The sequence below is a fragment of the Serratia sp. HRI genome (genome assembly GCF_010119335.3).
Lineage (GTDB): Bacteria > Pseudomonadota > Gammaproteobacteria > Enterobacterales > Enterobacteriaceae > Serratia > Serratia nevei.
The window spans coordinates 717736-736201 of record NZ_CP083690.1 but is presented as its reverse complement, the minus strand read 5'-3'; the positions used below and the strand labels follow the sequence as shown (position 1 = coordinate 736201).

17 protein-coding genes are annotated in these 18466 nt (G+C 56.9%); 7 read left to right on the top strand and 10 right to left on the bottom strand.

What is annotated here, in order from left to right:
* Positions 1-54 precede the first annotated feature (54 nt).
* From pqiA to rmf, 4 genes are all read left to right on the top strand, one after another.
* Positions 55-1371 carry a membrane integrity-associated transporter subunit PqiA gene (gene pqiA / locus GF111_RS03690; RefSeq protein WP_071845268.1) on the top strand — a complete coding sequence of 439 codons (1317 nt, stop codon included), beginning with the start codon at positions 55-57 and terminating at the stop codon, positions 1369-1371.
* Positions 1358-3004 carry an intermembrane transport protein PqiB gene (gene pqiB / locus GF111_RS03685; protein ID WP_162420183.1) on the top strand — a complete coding sequence of 549 codons (1647 nt, stop codon included), beginning with the start codon at positions 1358-1360 and terminating at the stop codon, positions 3002-3004. The genes pqiA and pqiB overlap by 14 nt, the downstream gene beginning before the upstream one ends.
* The gene (pqiC, locus tag GF111_RS03680) at positions 3001-3561 is read left to right on the top strand and encodes a membrane integrity-associated transporter subunit PqiC (protein ID WP_057523750.1); all 561 of its coding nucleotides are present in this window, start codon (positions 3001-3003) and stop codon (positions 3559-3561) included. Before pqiB ends, pqiC begins: the two co-directional genes overlap by 4 nt.
* A 270-nt stretch (positions 3562-3831) precedes the next feature.
* Positions 3832-4002 carry a ribosome modulation factor gene (gene rmf / locus GF111_RS03675; RefSeq protein ID WP_004928150.1) on the top strand — a complete coding sequence of 57 codons (171 nt, stop codon included), beginning with the start codon at positions 3832-3834 and terminating at the stop codon, positions 4000-4002.
* Positions 4003-4065: 63 nt separating this feature from the next.
* On the opposite strand, the gene fabF is transcribed toward rmf, so the two are convergent.
* The 4 genes from fabF to GF111_RS03655 form a co-directional block, all read right to left on the bottom strand.
* A complete protein-coding gene (fabF, locus tag GF111_RS03670; protein WP_038875222.1) occupies positions 4066-5343 on the bottom strand; it encodes a beta-ketoacyl-ACP synthase II in 1278 nt (425 codons plus the stop codon).
* Positions 5340-5867: a helix-turn-helix domain-containing protein gene (locus tag GF111_RS03665; RefSeq protein WP_038875225.1), complete on the bottom strand. Its 528-nt coding sequence runs from the start codon at positions 5865-5867 to the stop codon at positions 5340-5342. The genes fabF and GF111_RS03665 overlap by 4 nt, the downstream gene beginning before the upstream one ends.
* A gap of 319 nt (positions 5868-6186) precedes the next feature.
* A complete protein-coding gene (gene fabA / locus GF111_RS03660) occupies positions 6187-6705 on the bottom strand; it encodes a bifunctional 3-hydroxydecanoyl-ACP dehydratase/trans-2-decenoyl-ACP isomerase (RefSeq protein WP_038875228.1) in 519 nt (172 codons plus the stop codon).
* A 68-nt stretch (positions 6706-6773) separates the two neighbouring features.
* Positions 6774-8522, bottom strand: a complete 1749-nt coding sequence (locus GF111_RS03655; RefSeq protein WP_147191040.1) for a Lon protease family protein — start codon at positions 8520-8522, stop codon at positions 6774-6776.
* Positions 8523-8732: 210 nt separating this feature from the next.
* Here GF111_RS03655 and matP point away from each other — a divergent pair, with 210 nt between their 5' ends.
* The gene (matP, locus tag GF111_RS03650; RefSeq protein ID WP_019454505.1) at positions 8733-9191 is read left to right on the top strand and encodes a macrodomain Ter protein MatP; all 459 of its coding nucleotides are present in this window, start codon (positions 8733-8735) and stop codon (positions 9189-9191) included.
* A 101-nt stretch (positions 9192-9292) separates the two neighbouring features.
* Here matP and ompA read toward each other — a convergent pair whose 3' ends face one another.
* Positions 9293-10351, bottom strand: a complete 1059-nt coding sequence (gene ompA, locus GF111_RS03645; protein ID WP_094461450.1) for a porin OmpA — start codon at positions 10349-10351, stop codon at positions 9293-9295.
* A 357-nt stretch (positions 10352-10708) separates the two neighbouring features.
* Entirely contained in the window at positions 10709-11215 is a 507-nt protein-coding gene (gene sulA / locus GF111_RS03640; RefSeq protein ID WP_047727899.1) for an SOS-induced cell division inhibitor SulA, read from the bottom strand.
* A gap of 229 nt (positions 11216-11444) precedes the next feature.
* Between sulA and GF111_RS03635 the strand changes: the two genes are divergently transcribed.
* Positions 11445-12089: a TfoX/Sxy family DNA transformation protein gene (locus GF111_RS03635; protein ID WP_055312436.1), complete on the top strand. Its 645-nt coding sequence runs from the start codon at positions 11445-11447 to the stop codon at positions 12087-12089.
* A 16-nt stretch (positions 12090-12105) separates the two neighbouring features.
* On the opposite strand, the gene yccS is transcribed toward GF111_RS03635, so the two are convergent.
* The gene (gene yccS / locus GF111_RS03630) at positions 12106-14241 is read right to left on the bottom strand and encodes a YccS family putative transporter (RefSeq protein WP_055317074.1); all 2136 of its coding nucleotides are present in this window, start codon (positions 14239-14241) and stop codon (positions 12106-12108) included.
* 26 nt (positions 14242-14267) lie between these two features.
* Entirely contained in the window at positions 14268-14720 is a 453-nt protein-coding gene (locus GF111_RS03625) for a YccF domain-containing protein (RefSeq protein ID WP_004928120.1), read from the bottom strand.
* A 166-nt stretch (positions 14721-14886) separates the two neighbouring features.
* Between GF111_RS03625 and helD the strand changes: the two genes are divergently transcribed.
* Positions 14887-16941 carry a DNA helicase IV gene (gene helD, locus GF111_RS03620; protein ID WP_147191041.1) on the top strand — a complete coding sequence of 685 codons (2055 nt, stop codon included), beginning with the start codon at positions 14887-14889 and terminating at the stop codon, positions 16939-16941.
* A gap of 33 nt (positions 16942-16974) precedes the next feature.
* Here the strand turns inward: helD and GF111_RS03615 are convergent, their stop codons facing one another.
* Positions 16975-17433 carry a methylglyoxal synthase gene (locus GF111_RS03615; protein ID WP_038875247.1) on the bottom strand — a complete coding sequence of 153 codons (459 nt, stop codon included), beginning with the start codon at positions 17431-17433 and terminating at the stop codon, positions 16975-16977.
* A 122-nt stretch (positions 17434-17555) separates the two neighbouring features.
* Positions 17556-18221, bottom strand: a complete 666-nt coding sequence (locus tag GF111_RS03610) for a DUF2057 family protein (protein WP_055312439.1) — start codon at positions 18219-18221, stop codon at positions 17556-17558.
* Positions 18222-18466: the final 245 nt, after the last annotated feature.

Sequence of the window (18466 nt, the reverse complement as noted above, 5' to 3'; positions counted from 1 at the left end):
GCGCTGCTGCGGGTGGTATCGACGTGCCGGTGAGCAACGTTATTGAGGAGGAATATGGTGTGTTCCCACAACAATCATCAGCAGCATAGCCATTCCGTACCTTCGGCGGAGCACCAGGATAACCTGATGCTGTGCCCGCAGTGCGACATGCTGGTGGCGCTGCCGCCGCTGGCCTATGGCAGCAAAGCGGTATGCCCGCGCTGCAAAACCACGCTCAGCACCCGCTGGGACGAACCGCGCAAGCGGCCGATCGGTTACGCGCTCAGCGCCTTGTTCATGCTGGTGCTGGCCAACATTTTCCCGTTTATCAACATGCGCGTCGCCGGCCTCGGCAACGAAATCCGGCTGATTCAAATTCCGGAGGTCATGGTGGCGGAAGACTACGCCAGCATGGCCACCTTGTTTATGGTGTTCGTGCAGCTGATCCCGGCGTTTTGCATGGTGGCGATCGTTCTGCTGTGCGCCAAAGTGCGCTTGCCGCTGGGGCTCAAAGAGTGGATGGCCCGGGTGCTGTTCCAGTTCAAAACCTGGTGCATGGTGGAAATTTTCCTCGCCGGGGTGCTGGTCAGCTTCGTCAAGCTGATGGCCTACGGCGATATCGGCATCGGCAGCAGCTTCGTGCCTTATTGCCTGTTTTGCCTGCTGCAGGTGCGCGCCTTCCAGTGCGTGGATCGGCGCTGGCTGTGGCAGGACATCGAACCGGCACCGCGTCTCGATCGCCCGCTGACGGTGGGGCGGACCGGCATGCGCCAGGGCGTGCGCTCCTGCGCCTGCTGCACGGCGATCCTGCCGGCCAATCAGGTGCGCTGCCCGCGCTGCCACACCAACGGCTACGTGCGCCGCCGCCACAGCCTGCAGTGGACGCTGGCGCTGCTGGTGACCTCCATCATGCTGTATATCCCGGCCAACCTGATGCCGATCATGGTGACCGAGGCGCTGGGCAACAAGATGAATTCCACCATCATGGCGGGGGTGGTCCTGCTGTGGGGGAGCGGCTCTTATCCGGTGGCGATGGTGATTTTCATCGCCAGTATCATGGTGCCGTCGCTGAAAATGCTGGCGATCGGCTGGTTATGCTGGGATGCCAACGGCAGGAAGAAGCCGCGTGCCGACAGCGAGCGGATGCACCTGATTTATGAAGTGGTCGAGTTCGTTGGCCGCTGGTCAATGATCGACGTGTTTGTGATCGCCGTATTGTCGGCGCTGGTGCGAATGGGGCAGTTGATGAGCATTTATCCTGCGACGGGCGCCGTGCTGTTCGCGCTGGTGGTGATCCTCACCATGTTCGCCGCCATGACATTTGATCCCCGGCTGACCTGGGATCGCGCAAGTGAAACAATCAACAAGGAGCCGCAAGGTGACGGAAAATAATCATAGCGTCGCAGACGTTGAGAAGATCAAACGCTGGTCGCCGGTGTGGATCATTCCCATCGTGACCGCGCTGATCGGCGCCTGGATCCTGTTTTACCACTTCAGCCATCAGGGGCCGGTGGTGACGCTGGTCACCACGACGGCGGAAGGGCTGGAAGCGGGTAAAACCAAAATCAAAAGCCGTAGCGTGGACGTCGGCGTGGTGGAAACCGTCACGCTGAGCGATGATCTGAGCAAGGTGATGGTGCAGGCGCGTCTCAATGCCGGCATGGAGAAACTGCTGCGTCAGGACTCCGCCTTCTGGGTGGTGAAGCCGCAGATCGGCCGTGAAGGCGTTTCCGGGCTGGGCACGCTGCTGTCCGGCGCCTATATCGAACTGCAGCCGGGCAGCAAGGGCAAAGACGGCAAAGACAACTATCAGCTGCTCGATGCGCCGCCGCTGGCCTCCCCGGACGCCAAGGGGCTGCGCATCGTGCTGGACAGCGAGAAATCGGGCCAGCTCAACGCCGGCGACCCGGTGCTGTTCCGCGGCTATCGCGTCGGGTCGGTGGAAACCAGCTACTTCGATCCTAAAGAACGCGCCATGCGCTATCAGCTGTTCATTACCGCGCCTTACGACCAGCTGGTCACCACCAACGTACGCTTCTGGAAAGACAGCGGCGTGGCGTTCGACATGTCGGCGCAGGGCATGCGGGTGGAGATGGGCTCGTTGACCACGCTGTTCAGCGGCGGCGTCAGCTTCGACGTGCCGGACGGCTGGGATCGCGGTGAACCGGCGAAAGAGAAGGCAGAGTACCGGCTGTTCGACAACCAGCGCAGCACGCAGGATTCGCTGTATACCGTGTATAAGAATTACCTGCTGTTCTTCTCCGATTCGGTACGCGGCCTGCAGCCGGGCGCCCCGGTCGAGTTCCGCGGCATCCGCCTGGGCACGGTAGCGCAGGTGCCGTTCTATAAAGAGGGCATGGCGCAGCGCCTGGATAACGACTACCGCATTCCGGTGCTGATCCGCATCGAGCCGGATCGCTTCCAGAAACAGCTGGGCGGCAACTTCGATATTGAAGGGCTCTTGAAAGACGCGGAATCGCGCGGCATGCGCGCCTCGATGAAGTCCGCCAACCTGCTGACCGGTTCGCTGTATATCGATCTCGACTTCTATCCGCAGGAAAAACCGTGGAAAGGGCCGCGCGAGCTGTTCGGTTATCCGCTGATGCCGACCACCAGCGGCGGGCTGGCGCAGATCCAGCAGAAACTGATGCAGACGCTGGACAAGATCAACGCGATGCCGATCAATCCGATGATCAACGAAGCGACCAAGACGCTGGCGGAAAGTCAGAAAACCATGAAGTCGACGCAGCAGACCATGAAGTCGCTGAACGACATCATCGCCAGTAAAGAGATGCAGGCGCTGCCGCAGGACATGCAGAAAACGCTGCTGGAGCTGAACCGCAGCATGAAAGGGTTCCAGCCAGGTTCACCGGCTTACAACAAGATGGTGGGCGATATGCAGCGCCTCGACCAGGTGTTGCGTGAGCTGCAACCGGTGCTGCGCACCCTGAATGAGAAGAGCAACGCGCTGGTGTTTGAAGCCGCCGGCAGCACTGACCCTCAGCCGAAGAAGGCCACGAAATGATGAAATGGATCCCGGTAGCCCTGGCGCTGTTGCTCAGCGCCTGCAGCAGTTCGCCACAGAAGACCTACTATCAGTTGCCGGCGCTGGGGGCGCCGGCCACGGCCGGCAGCAGCGGCGCTTCCACGCGCCAGCTGTGGCTGGAGCACGTGAGCGTGGCGGATTATCTGGCGCAGAGCGGTGTGGTGTATCAGACCAACGACGTACAGTATGTGATAGCCCAGAACAACCTGTGGGCCAGCCCGCTTGACCAGCAGCTGCAGCAAACGCTGGTCACCAACCTGAGCAGCGCGCTGCCGGGCTGGGTGGTTTCTTCGCAGCCGATGAGCAGCGATCAGGATGTGCTGAACGTGACCATCAGCGGTTTCCATGGCCGCTTTGACGGCAAGGCGATCGTTCGCGGCGAGTGGGTGCTGAACCGCCAGGGGCGCTTGATCAAACGGCCTTTCAGCCTGGAGTTGAAACAGGGTGAGGACGGCTATGATGCCCTGGTGCGCACGCTGGCGCAGGGCTGGCAGCAGGAAGCTCAGGCTATCGCAGCACAGATGGGCGGCATTTAGTCATAATTTGGTCTAAAATTGTCTAATCCCTGTCAGCTTGGAAAGTCTTTTTTCCTCCCTGGCAGGGATTCTTTTTTTATTTCAAACGGTTAAACCCTTCCCCGGCAGATCAGCCACTTAGCACTTTCCTCGGGCGTAGCTCACAAATATGACATTGGCGTGAATTTTGCGCATTGATCTTCTCTTCTTTTAGCGCTATTGATTACTCGTGGCTGCGCAAAAAGCAGCCATTGTTTTCTTTCCACCAGACCAAAATGAGGGAAACGAGGCATGAAGAGACAGAAACGCGATCGTCTGGAAAGGGCGCATTCGAGAGGGTATCAGGCAGGTATTTTAGGGCGTTCCAGGGAACATTGTCCCTACCAATCATCAGTGGACGCCCGGTCTCAATGGCTGGGAGGTTGGCGAGAAGCCATGGAAGACAGGGCTGTGACCGCTTAAGCGGCTCCCTGTCAAATAAAAGGAATAACCTCCGCCCTTGGCGGAGGTTTTTGTTTCAGGCGTTTATTTATCCTGCCAGCGCTTCAACAAAATACTCGCATTCACGCCGCCAAAGCCGAAGCCGTTTGATAAGGCGTAGGTCATGTTCATCGATTCCGCCTGTTTCGCGACCAGATGCAAGCCTGCCGCCGCCGGATCGGGATTATCCAGGTTTAGCGTTGCAGGGGCTATCTGATCGCGCAGAGCCAAGGCGGTGAAGATGGTTTCCAACCCGCCGGCAGCGCCCAACAGGTGCCCGGTCGCTGATTTCGTCGAGGTCACGGCGACAGTCCCGGCGGTGCCAAACAGGTGCTTGATGGCGTTGATTTCGCCTAAATCGCCTACGGGTGTTGAAGTCGCGTGCGCGTTTAAATGTTGAACTTCCTCAGGTGCGACGTTAGCCTGCTTCAACGCAATTTTCATCGCCCGATAGGCGCCATTGCCGTCTTCAGCGCCGGATGTCATATGGTAAGCGTCGGCGCTGGTGCCATAGCCGACGATTTCCGCGAGCGGCGTGGCGCCGCGCGCCAGCGCGTGTTCCAGTGTTTCAATCACCAGCATGCCAGCACCTTCCCCCATGACAAATCCGTCCCGGGCGCTGTCGAAAGGCCGAGAGGCCTGTCGCGCCAATTCGGCCGGTGCGGTAGACATGGCGCGTGCAGCGGCGAAGCCGCCCAAGCTGACAGTATCTATCGCGGCTTCGGTACCGCCGCACAGCGCGATATCGGCCTCATCATTGCGGAGCAGTCGCACTGCGTCGCCGATGGCCTGCACGCCGGCCGCACAGGCGGTGACCGGTGCGCCAATCGGGCCTTTGAAGTGATGCTTGATGGAAACGTGGCCGGCCGCCAGATTGACCAGGAAAGAAGGGATGGTAAATGGCGACAGGCGCTTGGCACCACGGCTGTCAGTGGTGCGTACCGCCTGGGCAATCGCCGGGAAACCGCCAATGCCTGAGGCAATGACGGTGGCGGTACGTTCTTGTTTTTCCTCTGTATCGGCTATCCAGCCGGCCTGGCGAATGGCTTCATCCGCCGCCACCATGGCGAAAAGGATGAAGCGATCCATTTTCTTTTGGTCTTTGGGCGCGACAGATGCGTCGGGATTGAAGCCTGCTTCAGCATCTTGCGCCAGCGCAGGAACCTGGCCTCCCACCTTGACCGGCAAATCTGCAACGATCTCGTCAGGCAAAGCCCGAATGCCCGATTCTCCTTTCAACAAACGTTGCCAGATGGCTTCAACACCGCACCCTAATGGCGAAACGGCGCCCATACCGGTAATAACAATACGACGATGACTCATGAGGTCTCCTTGGTAGATTCGGGTAAATCGGCGAGGCGCCGCTGCCGCATCAGTTCGGCGCGTTGATTTATGCCATCGCTTGCCGCCGGCCCTGGTGCCAGCGTAATGAACTGCGGTGGCACCGGCTGTTGGGTATCACGATTGACCAACTGAACCTCGATCGGCTGGTCAGAGCGACTGTCGACTAACAAGGCGCTGATATCGCCGTCGATCAAATGGCGATTACCCCATTGTGAGAGGGCTGCCAGAACAGGGAGAAAATCTTTGCCGCGCTCAGTTAGCAGGTAGTGATAGCGCATCGGCCGCGTTTGATAACGTTCTTTATACAGAATGCCGTGGGCCACCAGATCCTTCAGGCGACGAGCCAGTAGCGTGGGCGACATCCCCAAACTTTGTTGGAATTCGTCGAACCGGGACAGCCCCTGAAATGCATCACGCAGGATCAGGATGTTCCATGACTCGCAGACGCGATCCAATGAGCGCGCAACTGGGCAAGGTGCATCGCTAAAGCGGGTCTTTTGCATGTCATTCCTCACTGGGTACACTAACTGTAGTTACCTTTCGAACCATGTTAGGGGATTTTGAGGGGCAAGAGAATAACCGGATGCAAAAAACCTGCTATCGCGCTGGTACCAATATCGAGAGCGTGCGACGTTCAGCCGGTCTGTTGCTTTAACCGCCTCAGGTAAGAATAGGCCAGAGACAGGAGAGAAAAGACGTTTCGATAACGGGCGATTAAAGGAGAGGGGGCTTGAAACGCTAAAAGAAATGCCGCCACGATAGACGTGACGGCATGCGCGATCGTTGGAAAAGAAGGCGGTGGCCGCCTTCTCGTCAGCGTGATTAGAACGCTGCGGTATCCTTGAACAGGCCCACTTTCAGATCGGTGGCGGTATAGATCACTTCGCCGTCAACCAGCACTTCGCCATCGGCGACGCCCATGATCAGCTTGCGGGTGATAACGCGCTTGAAGTTAATGCGGTAAGTCACCTTCTTGGCGGTTGGCAGCACCTGGCCGGTGAACTTGACTTCACCGACGCCCAGCGCGCGGCCTTTGCCTTCGCCGCCCAGCCAACCGAGGTAGAAACCGACCAACTGCCACATGGCATCCAGGCCCAGGCAACCGGGCATGACCGGATCGCCGATAAAGTGGCAACCGAAGAACCATAGGTCCGGATTAATATCCAGCTCCGCTTCCACATAACCTTTGTTGTGAGTCCCGCCGTCTTCGCTCAGTTTGACCACGCGGTCCATCATCAACATGTTACCTGCCGGCAACGGTGGGCCACCGGCGCCGAACAGCTCGCCACGGCCGGATGCTTCGAGGTCTTCTTTCGTATAGGAATCGCGTTTATCTACCATGTTCTCAGTAAGCCTTATTTTAATGAAGGACGCAGGTTAGCTAACACGTGTACGCTGAACAAGTCCGATCAGCCGTGGTTGAACCAGTTGAGCCAGCGCAGCGGCCATGGACGACGGCGTTCCTGCAGGCTCACCTGCGCAATCCGTTCCTGAATGGCCGCCAACAAATTCGGCTGTTGTTCATCAGAGTAGAGGCAACCTGTAAGCAAAGGCAAGGCTTCCGCCGCGCTCTCTACCGCCCACAGATGGAATTGCCCCTCGCGTACCGCGTCGACGACATCTTGACGCAGGCACAGGTGGCGCACGTTGGTCACGGGCAATACCACGCCCTGTTTGCCCGTCAGGCCGCGGCGTAAACAAACTTCGAAGAAACCTTCGACCTTTTCGTTAACGCCGCCTATCGGCTGTACGTTGCCGAATTGGTCGACGGAGCCGGTGACGGCGATCTGCTGTGTGATTGGCTGCTGCGACAGAGCGCTGACCAAGGCGCACAGCTCGGCGAGCGAAGCGCTGTCGCCGTCCACTTCACCGTAAGATTGTTCAAAGACGATGGAAGCGGAGAAGGGCAACTGCTGATCCAAATCCAGTTCGGCGATAAGGAACGCCTGCATGATCATCATGCCTTTAGCATGCAGGTTGCCGCCCAGCTCGGCTTTGCGCTCGACGTCGGTAAACTCGCCGTCGCCAAGATGCACGACGCAACTGATGCGCGAGGGCTCGCCGAAGCTGCGCGGATGGCCGGGATAATCCAGGACTGACAGGCCGTTGATCTGCCCGATCACTTCACCCTCGGTCTCAATCAGGATCTGACCCAGCTCAATCTCATCCTGCATACGCTCGGCCAGATAGCTTTCACGCCATTCGCGGGCATTCAACGCCGCCTCAAACGCTTTGGCGGTAATGCGCTCCTCTTCGGCATACAGTGCGGCTTCGGACAGCTGCTGGCCAAGCCAAACCGGCGAGAGTGGCAGGATGCCCTGATCGCCAGTGTAACGAACAGCCTGGACGATCAGCGGTAGCCAGGCATCGGCCGCCAACATCGGTAACTGCCGATCGGCGATCACGCCGTTGACGTAGCCGCACCACTGCGCCATATCATCAACTTCGGTCAGTTGCAGATCGTCTTCGTATTCGCCATAGACGGCTTGTTCGCTCAGTTCCGGCTCGATATCGTGGAAATCGGCCAGGCCGTGGCGGTCGCCGACGACAATCAGCCGCAGATCCAGCGGCATCGGCGGAATGGTTACCGGCAGCGGGCGGGTTTCGTCAGGCGAAACCCAATGGAACTGGCGCTGGCCGATCATCTGCTTCAGCCGCAGCCATAGCAACGGCTGAGCCAGCAGCGCCCGGGCCGACAGGATCAGGACGCCGCCGTTGGCCTGGTGCACCAGACCCGGTTGCAGGGTAATGTCGCCATTGTGGATCCGTACGCAACCAAACAGCTGCTCCGGTTCAATCCACTCCTGGAACAGACAAGCACCGCCGGCGGCGAAAGGTTCATCGCCACGGTTGGCCGGCTCTATGCTGACCTTGCCATCCTGAATGGCATAGTGGCTGCCGCGGCATGCCGTATTCTTCGCCAGCAGTGGTGTGACGGCGTGAGCGATCAGCTCCAGGTATTCTCGCGTTTCTTGCGCTTTCAACAGCATGAAACGCGGTGGCGACTGAGGGTGGCAAAATAGCGTCAGGGCATTTTCCAGCCGAGGCTGAATGGCGGAAAAGGGCACGGGTGCCAACTGAGCGGCGGTATCAAATATCGCCTGATAAGGCGTTACGTCCGGCAATAAAGATTGCCATTCAAGTCGGTTATTGGTCAAAGTGTTAGATGCAATCGTTAAAAAGGGAAAGGGGGATTATACAAGAATAACGGCGGCTTGATACATGTGGAGTGCCAGTTGGCATCAGGGAGTTTGACATCGCGCGATGACTGTGCAAAAAACAGTCTAAATGACGGCTTAATTGCCGGGGAAATTCGGCGCAAAGCTGTTATGCTTATTTGAAGTTACGCGGTCACTGAAGAGCTCAAGATGAAATATCAGCAACTGGAAAATCTGGAGAGCGGTTGGAAATGGAAGTACCTGGTGAAGAAGCACCGGGAAGGGGAACTTATTACCCGCTACATTGAAAACAGCGCTGCTCAGGAGGCGGTTAACGAGCTGCTGAAGCTGGAAAATGAGCCGGTAAAGGTACTTGCATGGATTGCCGCTCATATGAATCCGGAGCTGGATAACCGGATGAAGCAAACGATCCGCGCCCGCCGCAAACGTCATTTTAACGCAGAACATCAGCATACGCGTAAAAAATCTATCGATCTGGAGTTTTTGGTTTGGCAACGCTTGGCTGCCCTGGCGCGCCGTCGTGGCGTCACGCTGTCGGAAACGGTTGTGCAGCTTATCGAAGATGCTGAGCGCAAAGAGAAGTATGCGAATCAGATGTCGTCGTTGAAAGAAGATTTGAAGGCGATTCTCGGTAAAGAACCTAAGTAAACGGGGCAGAGCGCCTTAGTTACACTGGGTCTTGAATGTTCTGATAACAGCAGGACGAAAAAAAACCCCGCAATGCGGGGTTTTTTATTAGGCGAGTAAACTTAGCCCTGAGGCTGAGTTACAACGTCTTTGATACCTTTAACTTCGATCTCTACACGACGATCTGGTGCCAGGCAGTCGATCTGAGCTTTGGTAGCGCGGCCAGCTTTGTAGCCACAGGTGTTGCCAGTAACTGGATCAGCTTTGCCCATGCCACGTGCAGAGATTTTGTCTGACGGGATGCCTTTGGAGACCAGGTAGTCAACAACGCTTTGTGCGCGTTTTTCAGACAGTTTCTGGTTGTACTGAGCAGAACCAACGGCGTCAGTGTAACCCAGAACAACTACGGAACCGTCTTTAGGATCCATGGAGCTCAGCTGGGAGTACAGCTGATCCAGAGCCTGCTGACCTTGTGGCTTCAGAGTTGCTTTATTGAAGTTGAACAGCACGTCAGACTTCAGAGTGAAACGCTTGGTTTCAACAACTGGAGCCGGAGCTGGAGCTGGAGCAACTGGAGCAACTACGTCATCCTGACCGAAGCGGTAAGAAACGCCCACGCTCAGCATGGTGTTGTCTGGACGCGCACCAACGGTACCTGCATCACCGATGTTGCTTACGAACTGGTAGTCCAGGCGAGTAGCCCAGTTTTTGGTCAGTGCGTATTCAACACCAACAGCAGCCAGCGGGGAAACGCCGGTGTCGTGGTTGCCGCCGTTAGAACCAACGCCATCGCTGTCTGCACGCCATACCATGCCGCCCAGGCGGGTATAGATGTCCAGATCGTCAACGATTGGGTAGCTCAGTTTAGCTGCCAGTTGAACGCCCTGCGCTTTGAATGAACCGGTGTTACGGCCGGTATATTTCATACGACCCAACCAGTCGTAACCCATTTCGAAGCCCAGGTATTGGTTAGCTTGATAGCCCAAGAATGCACCAGCACCGATTTGGTCTTTACGTGCATCGTTGTCTACGCGGTAACCGTTACCGTAGAAACCAGTGTCGTGGTACTGGGACCAGCCCAGTTTAGCACCGGTGTACCAGGTGTTATCTTTTGGAGCGGCTTGCGCTACGGTAGCGAAACCTGCCAGTGCCACTGCTAATGCGATAGCTGTCTTTTTCATTTTGCGCCTCGTTATCATCCAAATAGGCAATGAGCTTTAAAGCTGTTTTAAGCCCTTGGTTAAATTCCTTCGCCAAGGTTTAAGCCCTCGTTTGTTACTCGCCAGTTTTTCTGACGTTATAGAGCAACCTTGGCGATGTAAAGTCTACAACGTGGCGCGAAAGTTACAAGTGTGATGTGATAAGGCTCTAAAAAAAAACGCGGAATCGTACATATTTGCTAACATTCTTAGCCTAAAAAAACGACGATTCATCGGGCGTTTTTGCTTGGCAAACCGCGGCCGGACTAGCTTTGTGCCTTATCCCGCAAAGGTTCCCTCTACGGGGTGCGAAAATGATGGGAAAAATCCTAAATTTACTTAATGATACAAAGAAGAGTGAATTTTTAGGGTGGAACAGTGTCCGTGAGTCGGGTCAATGTCACGTTGAGGACGCATGATAAACCCGTAGGCATTACCCAATTCTGCAGCACGTCTTAATTTTAGACGATCCTCCTCCGTTAGCTCGGGCAACCAGCCGAGTACCACGCTGTAGTTCCCCGTTTGCAGCGCTTTTTCCATTGCCTCAACCGTATTCACCGGGCTGATTTGGCTCAACTGTACCATTTTATCCACCGGCAGGCCGGATTGCTGCAGCCATTGCTTGCTTAACTTTTGCTGCGGCGTCAGCCACAGAAGCCAGCGAGACTGCTTGCCCAGTTGCTGCAGCAGGGGCAACAGCAGTTGAGCCACTGCGGGCTGGCGCTCGTTGTAAACAAGTTCACTGATCAAGCCATTCTCTTTGCCGACATTTGTGTTCTTCGCAACGCTGTTCGCGGTAAAAGAGCCATGGCTAAAATGAGGTTGGTAGAGTGATTGAGTACGCATAAAGTTCCCGCCCGTCGTGTTACTGTATGTTTATACAGTATCCCTGATTTCGGATAAGATCAACCCAAATTTTCGTAGCGGCTCGCATAATTGCGATCATTTTTTGTACCGGTGTTTTTTGTGATTGGCATGCAGACGGATAGTGCGTATTTTTCTAATTAGTTGTTCACGTTACTTTTTTCATTGATGAGAGAAATAATACGACCGGAACCTAAAAAGGAGGAACGCTATGAAAAGGATGTCGACGAGAAGAATTACGCAGGCTAAAAGTTGCTTCGCGGCGCTGGGCTCCATCACCACGCGGTCACAGTTTGGCGGCTATGGGCTGTTGGCTGAGGGGGTGATGTTTGCAGTGATAGCGGAAGGCGAGCTGTATTTGCGGGCTACAGCGAGCATGGAACCGGCCTTTCGCGCTCGGGGCATGGTTAATATGGTCTATTCCAAGCGCGGTGTGCCCATCACTTTGCGCTATTACTGGGTTGACGAGTCACTGTGGCGGGAACGTAACGAATTGGTGGGGCTGGCCTGGCAAGCTGTCAGGGAGGCCCGTCGGGAACAGCGGCTCAAGGCCGGCGACCACGGCAGATTGAAGGCGCTGCCGAATATAGATGTCAATATGGAGCGACTGTTGTGGCGAGCGGGTATCCGCAACGCTTATGACCTGCGGTTGCAGGGCGCGAAACGCAGCTATCTTAGCCTGCTGCAACAACAGACCAATCTGGGATTGCGCGTCCTGTTGTCGCTGGGCGGGGCGATAGCCGGTTATCATCAGGCGGCATTACCGGCTGAATTGCATAACGAATTGGTGCGCTGGTTCGATCATATGATGGCGATGCGCCGCCATGGACATGAGCCGGTGATTCAGGGCCCGTAGAGCAGGCCCTGAATAATTAGGCTGTCTTATTGATTTGGGTGTGCAGCGCGGTGAGTTCCGGCAGAAGTTCTAGCACCAGACCCACCTGCTGCAAAACCAGCTGTTCTTTGCTTTCAGGTTCCGGAACGGCTTGGCGAATGCGCTCCGCCAGCTGTTCCAGCGCCTGCGCAATGCGCTGGCTGTTCTGTTCTTCCTGATGCAGGGCGCCGTCCACGTAACACACGGCATCATTGAGCAGGTCGAGCGTGGCAGGGGTATTCAGCCGCTCGCGGTGCGCACCCAACGCCGAGATGTAACTCAGGAGTGTGTGGTTCAGGCAGAGCAGGCGAAAGGCGGCTTCCTGCAGAGCCTTGTCGGCCTTGGGATCGGCGGACATGTTGGAGATGACCGAAGCCAGCTCGGCATCGCTGTTGTGGGCATCTCGCCGCGCAATGCGGTAGGCGAGGCCGTTATCCTTACCCTGGTGGTATTGCACCAGAATGGCGTCCAGATAACGGCAGTTGGCATTCAGCGTTTTATCCACCACCGCCGGCAGTTGGCGGAACTTCCAGTCCGGCCAGATAAAGCTGACTGCCGCCCAAGCGATGGCGCAGCCCAGCAAGGTATCGTAAACGCGCGGAGCTGCCACTTCGAATCCTTCACCCAACAGGTTAAAGCACAACAGCACCAGCAGCGTGATGAACATCGTCGCGTGCGCATATTGTACGGTGCGGAAAGCGAAGAACAGAACGCCGGTGATGACGATCAACACCAGCTGGCCTTCCAGTGAAGGCACGAAATAGAGGATTGGCAGGCCGATAAGAATACCGGCCAGGGTACCGATGATGCGCAATGCCAGGCGTCGGCGGGTGGCATTGTAGTTCGGTTGGCAGACGAACAGGCTGGTCAACAGGATCCAGTAACCGTGCTGCATGCCGGTGAATTGAATGAAGGCGTAACCCACGCAAAGCACCACCGACATGCGGATCGCGTGGCGAAACAGGGCCGACTGGGGCGTCAAATGGCGGCTGATGCGCAGCCGGATATCGCTCCAGCCGGTTAAGCGGTCATCGGCCAGGCTGTTCTCTTCCGCTTGCCCGCTGGCCAGCGTCTGCTCTGATTCGATATTGGCCAGCTGCGCATCGATCGCATGCAGGTTTTTCAACAGATGCGCCAGCGCCTTGGTCTGCTCGGTATTGCCCTGGGTTTCGGCGATGCGCACCAATGCCTCCTGAATGCGGCTGAAAGCCGGTTCAAAGCGCGGGTTGTGCTGGTACTTTTGCCGCAGCAGGATCGATTGTGCCAATTGGCGGCAGGCGCGCGCCTGCATGCTCAGCAAACGCTGGAAGCGGAACAAAATGTCGCTGTGGCGGAATTGCCGGCTGAGCGCGTGGTACTGAACGTGGGAAGAGCTGGCGCGTTCGTGGATATCCTGCGCGACAAAATAGTAGTGCAAGGTGCGGCGGGTGCCACGCTGGCCGCGATCGCCTTTCAGGCGCGTCAGCAGCGAGGCTTTGGTTTGGTTAAGCAACGCGACCAAGGCGCTGTTGGCCATCGCGACATCCATCCAGGGCAGATCGGCGTCGCGCTCGGCATCGGGATCGAACAGATTGGCTTTGGCATCCAGATAGTTGGCCAACTGATCGTAGCAGCGCGCGAGGTTCTCTTGCAGCGGCCGGATAGGGAACAGCAGGTGGCCCGCCAGCATCAGCAGGTTGTACCACAGTGCGCCGATCACCAACAGCAGCGGTTGCTGATACCAGGCGTCGTACATGGCGGTACCGAGCATGGTATAAACCGCGATCAGCAGCGCGCCGAAGGCGATGGTGGCATAACGTTGCCCCAAGGCACCGAGCAGGATAAAACCGCAGGTTGACGTGGTTAAGCCAAGGGCGAACAACCAGGGGTAGGGGAACAGCAGCTCGATTGAAGCAGAGGCGACAAAGAAGCACACCAGCGTGATCAGCAGGTTGCGTAACCTGCCGGCCAGGCGGTCATCCAAATCAGTCAGGGCCGCCGCCACGACGCCCAGCGTTAGCGGGATGGTCAGCTTGGGAATGCCCAGCCACCAGGGAACGGCGGTGGTGCCGATCAGCGCAATAAGGATGCGCAGGTGGTACAGCAGGTTGCTGTTGTAGGTATAACGACGAACTGCGGGTGCAAAAGAGAGCACGAAAAACTCCTCAAACGGAGAAAAAATTAACGCTGATGATAGTGGCGGCGAGCATTCTCAATACGCGCTTGCTGAGCCATTTCTACCGAGACGACGCGGCGCCCCACCGGCCACAGCGCGATGGCGGCAATTTTGAAATTGGCGATGCCGACCGGAATGCCGATGATCGAAACGCACTGCACGATACCGGCGGCGATGTGTGACAGGCATAGCCACCAGCCGAACAGCACCAACCAGATAATGTTGAGCAGCGAACCGCCGGCGGAGAGCAGCGCATTGCTTTTTTCCGGGTAGAGTTCATCGACGTGGATTGCCTCATTGCCGAAAGGCACCAGCGACAGCTTGGTGATTTCCCAGCAGGAGCGGGTGAGCGGCAGCGTGATGACCAGCAGCACGCTGAACACCGTGGCGATGAGCCAACCCAGCGTGGTGAAGAAACCGCCCAACACAAAATTAAGAATATTCAGTACAGTACGCATAGACGTCATTCTGCTCTAATGATGGCCAAACCGCGATGCGGGCGTATTCACGATAAAAACGCAAAATCTATTCTACCCTTTTTTTAGCGCTAGAGTGCCACTGCTTATCACAGGTAAACTGGCAGATATCCGTTATTTAATCTCAACATAGTCATGGCGCGACGATATGGAACTTAAAGCGACATCGCTGGGGAAACACCTGGCTCAGCACCCTTATAACCGCGTGCGGTTGCTGCACGCCGGCGTTGAGGTGAGCGGGGAAAAACATGAATACCTGATCCCCTTCAATCAATTGATTCAGGTCAGGTGCAAGCGCGGCATCGTCTGGGGCGAGCTTGAATTTGAATTGCCGGACGAAAAAGTGGTGCGGCTGCACGGCACCGAATGGCAGGAAACGCAGCGTTTTCATCATTATCTGCAGCAGGCCTGGCAGCAGTGGAGCGCAGAAATGAGCGAGGTCAGCGCCGGCGTGTTGCAACAGCAGGTGGCGCAGATCCAGCGCATCGAGCAGCAAGACAAATGGTTTAAAAAGTCTGAGCTGGGCAAGTTGCAGCAGCAAATCCACGAGGCTTTCTCCGCGTTGCCGATGCCGGTAGCGCGTCTGGATGAGTTTGATAACTGCCGGGTTGATTATCATCTGTGTCTGCAATGGCTGCAGCAGGGGCTGCGCAGCGTCGAACAACGCAACCGGCAGTGGACCGAACGCATGCTGGAGCAACATCACGACTTCTTCCAGACCGTCGAGAGTTCACCGCTCAATGACTCTCAGAGCCGTGCGGTGGTCAACGGCGAGGATTCCGTTCTGGTATTGGCGGGGGCCGGCAGCGGCAAAACGTCGGTGCTGGTGGCGCGCGCCGGCTGGCTGCTGCGCCGTCAGGAGGCGGAGCCGGGCCAAATTTTGCTGTTGGCGTTCGGCCGTCAGGCAGCGAGTGAGATGAATGATCGCATCAAAGCGCGTTTGGGCGATGTCGGCATTCAGGCCAAGACATTCCATGCATTGGCGCTGCAGATCATTCAACAGGGCAGCCGCAAAGCCCCGGCCATCAGCCGATTGGAAACCGATGCCAAAGCGCGCAAAGCGTTGCTGATTACCCACTGGCGCCAACAGTGCGCAGAGAAAAAAGCCCAGGCCAAGGGGTGGCGTCAATGGTTGAGCGACGAGTTGGCATGGGAAGTGCCGGAAGGCGACTTTTGGCAGGATCACCGCCTGGCGGATCGGCTGGCGGGCCGCTTGGAACGCTGGCTGGGGCTGATGCGCATGCACGGCGGCAGCCAGGCGGAAATGATTGAGCAGGCGGATGAAGAAATCCGCGATCTGTTTTCAAAACGCATCCGGCTGATGGCACCGCTGCTGAAAGCCTGGAAAAGCGCCTTGAAAGAGGAAGGGGCGGTGGACTTCTCCGGTCTGATCCATCAGGCGGTCAATATTCTCGACAAGGGGCGCTTTGTCAGCCCGTGGAAACATATTCTGGTCGATGAGTTTCAGGATATCTCGCCGCAGCGTGCGCTGTTGCTGGCGGCGCTGCGCCGGCAAAACAAACAGACCTGCCTGTTTGCGGTGGGGGATGACTGGCAGGCGATCTATCGTTTCAGCGGTGCAGAGTTGACGTTAACCACGGCGTTCGCCACTCACTTCGGTGAAGGGGCGCAGTGCGCGCTGGATACCACTTATCGTTTCAATGAACGTATCGGTGAGGTAGCCAACCGGTTCGTGCAGCAGAACCCGCACCAGTTGAAAAAACCGCTCAACAGCCTGAGCAAGGGCAATAAAAAGTCGGTGGCGATCCTGCCGCACGAGCAGCTGGAGCCTTTGCTGGATAAGCTGAGCGGCTATGCCAAGCCGGACGAGCGCATCCTGGTGCTGGCGCGCTACCATCATCTGAAACCTGAAGCGCTGGGGAAAGCGGCCACCCGCTGGCCCAAGCTGGATCTGGAATTCATGACCATCCATGCCAGCAAGGGGCAGCAGGCGGAATACGTCATCATCGCCGGTTTGCATGAAGGGCGTGACGGTTTCCCCGCCGTGGCGCGCGAGTCGGTGTTGGAAGAGGTGCTGCTGCCGCAGCCGGAGGATTTTCCGGATGCTGAAGAACGCCGCCTGCTGTATGTCGCATTGACTCGCGCCAAACATCAGGTATGGCTGTTGCAGGATCGTGAACGCCCTTCGGTGTTCGTCGAACAGCTGCAAGATCTTGGCGTACCGGTGCAGAAAAAACCATAGGCATCAGGCCTGGCGGTAGCCAGGCCGCGAGGACTACTTCAGGCGCTCTTGCAGATAGCGCTGATAGTCGGGGATGGCGATCTCCACCTCGCTTTTGAACAGCGGAGAGTCGATCAGAAAGTCCGCGGTCGAGCGGTTGGTGGCCACCGGGATATTCCATACGGTCGCCAGCCGCAGAAGCGCCTTCACGTCCGGATCGTGCGGTACCGCGTTCAGCGGATCCCAGAAGAAGATCAGCATGTCTATCTTGCCTTCCGCAATCAATGCGCCAACCTGCTGATCGCCGCCCATGGGGCCACTCAGCATGCTGGTGACCGGAATGCCGCTGGCGCGCTGGATCAGGTTACCGGTGGTGCCTGTGGCGTACAGCTGGTGCTGCGCCAAAATGGTCTTGTGGCTCTCTACCCACTCCAACAGGGCCTGTTTGCGGTGATCGTGCGCCACCAGCGCAATGTGTTTGCGCGCGGCGATAGTGCGGGTGGTCAATTCCATCTCGGTGTCCTTCGCTAATCGGGGATGTGCGACAGATTACTGAAACTGTTTTTCACTGCCTAGCGTTTGCGCTTGAAAATGCGAAGAAAAGGCGCCTTTGCGGGGAAAGACGCCGGGAAGTATCAGCGAACCGGCTGTTTATTGGCCCACCGCAGAAAACGCTTCTGTGTTTCCTTGTCGGCTTGCTGGAACCAATATTGCAGCATCTGTTCCGACACGTTTTCCCCTTTCAGCGTGACCGTTGGGGCGTTCAGCGGCGTGCCGGCCAGCGAGGGCGTTGAGGGATTACCGGCGTTCGCCTGAACGAAGGCCGCGACGGAGGCGGAGCGATTCTGGCGGTTGTAATCCGTCATCACCTTTTCCAAATCGGCATTGAAGGTGACGCTGTCGGGATGCAGCACGTCATGCCGGAACGGCAGGGCGTTGCCGTCTTTATCGACCACCAGATAATTCAACGTCTTGTCAAAGCGTTGCGCATCGCGATCGTTCTCGATGCGCGGCAGTTCGATCGCCACCTGGCTGATCTTTTGCGTATTGAAGGAGGCAACCAGCGGCAGGGAAGCATAGGCCTGCGTATGCTGGCCGGCGCGGACGTTTTTGGTCACTTTAAACAGCAGCTGGTGCTGTCCGCCATCCAGTTCAAGACTGTCGGCGCCTTTTAACAACGAACCTGTCATTTTCTTGCCGTCGACCACCAGCAGGTCGATGTCCGGGGAGAGTTTCAGGGTCGTAGCCGCGGCAGGCATGCTGATGCTGAGCAACGCCGCAACCACCAGACCAAATTTCATCATTATCTCCTTATAAAGTGACGTAGCTCTAAGTGTTGAACACGGCACAGGTTGTGTCAAAATTTTTCAATCGGGCGTTATGTTCACATTTTTACATATTTTATCGCGATTAGACACGACCATGAGCAGCTGAACCGCGACAGCCTCTGACCATAAGATTGCGCTGAAGTTTCCCTCGCGTTGCGTTTAGCCGAGCGGGTGCCGATCGGTTACACTCGAAGCGGAGAGTGACGGAGTGATAAACG